Below are 5,074 nucleotides of genomic sequence, written 5' to 3'. Positions count from 1 at the left end.
GATGCCGATCCAACTCCGCGCACACCTCAGCGAAAACGTCCGCGAACACCGGGAAAGCGTCTGACAGCTCCCGCCCCATCCCAGCCCGCTGAGAACCCTGGCCAGAGAACAGAAACGCCGTCCGGCCCTTAACCGCCGTACCGGTGGAACCCCGGCCCTCGGCCAATGCCGCGACACCGGCCAACAGTTCGCCCCGGCTGGTGCCTACCACGACCGCACGGCACTCCAATGCCGCGCGCGCCGCCAGCGACCAGCCAACATCCGCGGGCACCGCATCGTCCACACTCGACACCAGCCGACGAGCCTGCTCCCGCAACGCCTCCGGGCTCCGCGCCGACAGCACCCACGGCACCACAACCGGCTCGCGACCCCGCTCCGCAGCGGGCTCCTCAGGAACCTGCTCCACGATCACGTGCGCGTTGGTCCCGCTGATCCCGAACGAAGAAACCCCAGCGCGTCGCGGCCGATCGGCCTCGGGCCACGGCATAGCCTCCGCCAGCAGCTCGACCGAACCAGCCGACCAGTCCACATTGGACGTCGGAGCATCGATGTGCAGGCTCTTCGGCAGCACCCCGTGCCGCATCGCGAGAACCATCTTCATCACGCCGGCGACGCCCGCCGCGGCCTGGGTGTGCCCGATGTTCGACTTGATCGACCCCAGCCGCAACGGCTGTTCCCGGTCCTGACCGTAGGTCGCCAGGATCGCCTGCGCCTCGATCGGATCACCGAGCCGGGTGCCCGTCCCGTGCGCCTCCACCACGTCCACCTCGGACGACGCGAGACCAGCGCTCGCCAAAGCCGCCCGGATCACCCGCTGCTGCGACGGACCGTTCGGCGCCGTCAAGCCATTCGACGCGCCGTCCTGATTCACCGCGGAACCCCGCACCACGGCCAGCACCGGATGCCCGTTCCGCCGCGCCTCCGACAGCCGCTCCACCAGCAGCAGACCGACGCCCTCGCCCCAACCGGTGCCGTCGGCGGCCTCGGCGAACGACTTGCACCGGCCGTCCGAAGCGAGACCGCCCTGCCGCGCGAACTCGACAAAGGTGTAAGGCGTCGACATCACCGTGACGCCACCGGCCAACGCCAGCGAGCACTCCCCGCGCCGCAACGACTGCGCCGCCAGATGCAACGCCACCAACGACGACGAACACGCCGTATCCACCGTCACCGCGGGGCCCTCGAACCCGAACGCGTACGCGACGCGCCCGGAGATGACGCTCGGGGAATTGCCGGTCAGCAGGTGCCCCGCGACATCGTCCTGGTGCAGTTCGCCCGTCGTCTCGTAGCCCTGGTAGGTCGCGCCGACGAACACCCCGGTGTCGCTGCCCGCCAGCGAGGCCGGATCGAATCCGCCTCGTTCGAGCACCTCCCACCCGGTCTCCAGCAGAAGCCGCTGCTGCGGGTCGGTCGCCAGTGCCTCGCGCGGCGAGATGCCGAAGAACGCCGGGTCGAACTGAGCGGCTTCGTGCAGGAAGCCGCCCTGGTCGGTGTAGCTGGTGCCGGGGCGGACGCCGTCCGGGTCGTACAGCCCGGCCACGTTCCAGCCGCGGTCGAGCGGGAAGCCGGACACCGCGTCGCCGCCCGAGGCGACGAGTTCCCACAGTTCCTCCGGGGAGCGGACTCCGCCCGCGTAGCGGCAGCTCATGCCCACGATCGCGATCGGCTCGCGGTCCTTTTCCCCGACCTCGCGCAGCTGATCGCGAGCCTCGTGCAGTTCGGCGATGGACCGCTTCAGATACTCGCGGAGCTTGTCTTCGGCCGACATGAGGCCGTCACCTCCCTTTGCCAGTAATCGAAAAGGTCTGCTGCGGGCACCTCATCCGCCGGAGCCGTCGACCAGTGCGAAGAGTTCGTCGTCGGTCGCTTCGTCCAGCCGGTCCGCCAGCGAGCCGGACTCCGGATCCGCTGGCGCGCCGGACAGTTTCGCCAGCAGCGCGGCCAATCGCGTCGTCACCTGCGACCGGCCGGAGCCGGCGTCCCCGGCGACGGCCAAGAGGGTGTTTTCCAAGCGGTCCAGGTCTTCGAGGACCGAGCCGAGAGCGTTCCGCTCCTGCGCCTCAGTCAACTCGGTGCGCAGGTACCGGGCCAGAACGGACGGTTTCGGATAGTCGAACACCAGCGTCACCGGCAACCGCAGCCCGCTGGCCGCGCTCAACCGGTTGCGGAGTTCGACGGCGGTCAGCGAATCCAAGCCCAGTTCCTGGAATGCCCTGGTGTCGTCGATCGGGTCCGCCGGGTCGTAGCCGAGCACCGCGGCGGTGTGCTTCGCCACCAATGCGACCAGCAGCGCCTCTTGTTCCTCCGCGGACCGGCCGGTCAGGCGCTGCCGCAGGTCGGTCTCGGCGGTGCCGGAGCCCGGCGCGGTGCGCACCGGGCCGCGGACCAGCCCGCGCAGCATCGCCGGAAGCGTGCCCGCGCCGGCCTGTGCCCGCAGCCTCGCGGGCTCGAGCGCAGCCGGGACCAGCACCGCGGAACCAGCCGTGAGCCCGATGTCGAACAGCGCCAGCCCTTCGGCGAGGGAAAGCGGATCGACCTGCGCACGGGACGCGCCAGTTTCGCCGTCCGACTGGTTCCACGGGCCCCAGGCCAGCGACACCGCCGGAAGGCCCGCCGCCCGGCGGGTCTGGGCGAGCGCGTCGAGGAACGCGTTCGCGGCCGCGTGGTTGGCCTGTCCCGGGCCGCCGAGCACCCCGGCGGCCGAGGAGAACAGCACGAAGCAGGCCAGGTCCCGGTCGCGGGTGAGCTCGTGCAGGTTCAGTGCGATGTCGGTTTTCGCGCGCAGCACCGGGTCGAGACGGTCCGGGGTCAGCGATCCGAGCACCCCGTCGTCGAGCACGCCCGCGGTGTGCACGACGCCGGTCAGCGGATGCTCCGGCGGGATCCGCTCCAGCACGTCCGCGAGCGCGGCCCGGTCGGCGGCGTCGCACGCGGCGACCGTCACCTCGGTGCCGGACTCGGCGAGTTCGTCCGCCAATTCCTTGGCCCCGGGGGCATCGAGGCCTCGCCGGCTGACCAGCAGCAAATGCCGGATGCCGTGTTCGGTCGCCAGATGCCGGGCCACCGCGCGGCCCGAGGCTCCCGTGCCGCCGGTGACGAGCACGGTGCCCTCCGGCGCGAAACCCGGTTCCCCCGCGGTCGCGGACGCCCGTTCCAGCCTCGGCACTCGCACGACGCCGTCGCGTACCGCGAGCTGCAGTTCGCCGAGGGCCAGCGCGGCGGGCAGCAGATCGAGCGAACCGACCTGGTCGTCGAGGTCCAGCAGAGTGAACCGGCCCGGATGCTCGGCCTGCGCGGAGCGCACCAGGCCCCAGACCGCCGCTCCGGCGAGGTCGGCCACCGCCGCGTCCTGCTCGACGGCGACCGCGCCCCGCGTCACCACGACCAGCCGGGAGGCGGCGAACCGCTCGTCGGCCAGCCACGACCGCAGCACGTCGAGGACGGACGCGGTGGCCGCACTCGCCGTGGCGCCGGGGACGGATTCGGTGAACACCACGTCCGGCGGTCCGGTTTCCGCGATCGAGGCCAGGTCGCCGCGTTCGGCGTCGATTCCGGCCAGCAGTCCGGGCCCGGGGCCGGACACCGCCCATCGCGGCCTGGCCGGAGCCGGTGCGGGCGACACCTCTGTCCACTTGAGACTGAACAGCGAACCGCCGCTGTCCGGGCGGGCAGCCCGCAGCGCCTCCGCGGAGATCGGGCGCGAAGCCAGCGACCGCACCGCAGCGACCGGGTTGCCGCGGTCATCGGCGAGTTCGACCGACACCTCGTCCGGCCCCGTCGCGACGATCCGTACGCGAAGCGCGGACGCACCCGTCGCGTACCGGCTGAACCCGCTCCAGCAGAACGGGAGCAAGGTCTTCCCGGACTCGCCGACGAGCCCGGTCACGTGCAGAGCGGCGTCGAGCAGCGCGGGATGCAGGCCAAACGCCTCCGCCGCTTCGGGTGCTCGAACCTCGGCGAACAGCTCGTCCCCGCGACGCCAGGCCGCCGTGAGCCCCTGAAAGGCGGGACCGTAGTCGAGCCCCGCATCCGACAGTCGCTGGTAGGCGTCCCCGACGTCGAGCGGAGCGGCGTTCGCGGGCGGCCACGCGCCAAAGCTCGCCGCCGGTTCCGGAGCGCCCACGGTCAGCACCCCGGTGGCGTGCCGCGTCCAGGTCGTGCCGAGTTCGTCGTCCGCTTGCGCCGAATGCACGGCGACCGGCCGGCGGCCCGCTTCCTCCGCGCCGACCACCACCTGGATCCGCACCCCGCCCTGCTCTGGCAGCACCAGCGGCGTCTCGAGGACGAGTTCCTCCAGCATCGCGCTGCCGACCCGGTCGCCCGCACACGCCGCTAGGTCGACCAGCACCGTCCCCGGCACCACCGTGCTGCCGAGCACCACGTGGTCGGCCAGCCACGGCTGGGTTTCCGCGGACAGCCGCCCGGTGAAGACGGTTTCCGCCGGCTCCGGCAGCCGCACGGCCGCGCCCAGCAACGGGTGTTCCGCCGGGACCAGGCCGAACGAACGCACGTCGCCGACCGCGCCGGAAGGCCGCGGCCAGTAACGACGGCGCTGGAACGCGTACGTCGGCAGGTCGACGCGCCGCGCGCCGGTACCCGCGAAGAACTGCTTCCAGTCCACCGAAGCGCCATTCGCGTGGAGCGCGGCGACCGCCTCGACCACCGCTTGGGTTTCGGGCCGGTCCTTCCGCATGGCCGCGACCAGAATGGCGTCAGCGGTCAAGCTTTCCTGCACCATCGGGATCAACGCGCTGGTGGGGCCGATCTCAACGAATTTGGCGGCACCGCTGGCTTCCAGAGTTCGAACGCCGTCGCAGAAGCGCACCGTGTCCCGAACATGCCGCACCCAGTAATCCGCGGAGAACTCGGTGACCAGCGCGCCGGTCAGATTCGACACCATCGGGATCCGGGGCTTGCCGAACTCGACCCCTTCGGCCACCGCACGAAACTCGTCCAGCATCCCGTCCATGAGATGCGAATGGAACGCATGGCTCACCTTCAGCCGCTTGGTCCGCAGCCCCTTCGACTCCCACCGCGCCACCGCGTCCTCGTCACCCGAGAGCACCACCGAACG

2 protein-coding genes are annotated in these 5,074 nt (G+C 71.6%); both read right to left on the bottom strand.

From position 1 onward, the window contains the following. A partial coding sequence (locus tag H4281_RS44945) for a type I polyketide synthase (RefSeq protein ID WP_182896943.1) occupies positions 1-1,768 on the bottom strand: 1,768 nt, incomplete at its 3' end. Positions 1,769-1,819: 51 nt separating this feature from the next. Continuing rightward, positions 1,820-5,074, bottom strand: a 3,255-nt coding sequence (locus H4281_RS44940) for a type I polyketide synthase (protein WP_182896942.1), incomplete at its 5' end; no start/stop codon positions are given.

Source organism: Amycolatopsis dendrobii, from assembly GCF_014145675.1.
GTDB classification, from domain to species: Bacteria; Actinomycetota; Actinomycetes; order Mycobacteriales; family Pseudonocardiaceae; genus Amycolatopsis; species Amycolatopsis dendrobii.
This window is presented reverse-complemented; position numbering and strand designations above follow the sequence as displayed.